The sequence below is a fragment of the Brevibacillus sp. YAE8 genome, assembly GCF_057543335.1.
The window spans coordinates 1-672 of record NZ_BAAIYG010000096.1 but is presented as its reverse complement, the minus strand read 5'-3'; the positions used below and the strand labels follow the sequence as shown (position 1 = coordinate 672).

The 672-nt window shown below is 37.5% G+C and carries 1 protein-coding gene and 1 pseudogene; both read right to left on the bottom strand.

The features are described from left to right. Positions 1-418: pseudogene (locus AC27IT_RS27785) on the bottom strand (flagellar basal-body MS-ring/collar protein FliF); the annotation flags it as partial. Positions 419-467: 49 nt separating this feature from the next. Further along, positions 468-672 (bottom strand): flagellar hook-basal body complex protein FliE (fliE, locus tag AC27IT_RS27780; RefSeq protein WP_487092260.1); only part of this gene is annotated, 205 nt, incomplete at its 5' end.

The following is a 672-nucleotide window of genomic DNA, read 5'->3' as shown; positions in this document are numbered from 1 at the left end:
ATTCAGTTTGCATCGCATCGAGTTTTAACACATCAAATTCATTGTCTGTCATACCAAAGCTCGCATTTTTCCCAAAAAACGAATAGTCGATACTTCCGCTATCAGGAATTCCTTGTGCAGCTAAATCAACTTTTAGCGAGTCAACGCTTTGTTCAAGCACCGAAATGGTTGTTCCATTATCAGAGATTTCTGAAGGAACGCTTCTAGCATCAAGCTCTGCTTTGATTTGTCCTGTTTCTTGAGCCGATAGATTGCTATAAAGAGGGACAAATTTATCTTTGTTTAAGAAAACAGATGCTAAACTAATGACTAGAATAGCCGCAAGAGGAGCAGCGATAAGGGCTATTTTCTGTCCTTTTTTGCGGTTATTCCAAAAGACTTTCATCTTATCTCGGTAAAGAGCTATTCTTTCATTCATGGTATTCCTCCGGTTATTACTATTTTCATTTTCTTTAATAACCGCTCAATTACATTTGCATTCTCATCATTTCCTGATAGGCTTCAACAGCTTTATTGCGTATTTCAAGAGCCGTTTGCATCGTAATACTTGCTTTTTGAGCAGTAATCATTACATCTTGGAGTTCGACATTTTCTCCTTTAGCAAGCTTTTCAGTCGCTATATCCGAAGCGCGTTGAGCATTGTTTAACTCATTGATTGAGTCTTTTAAAAAC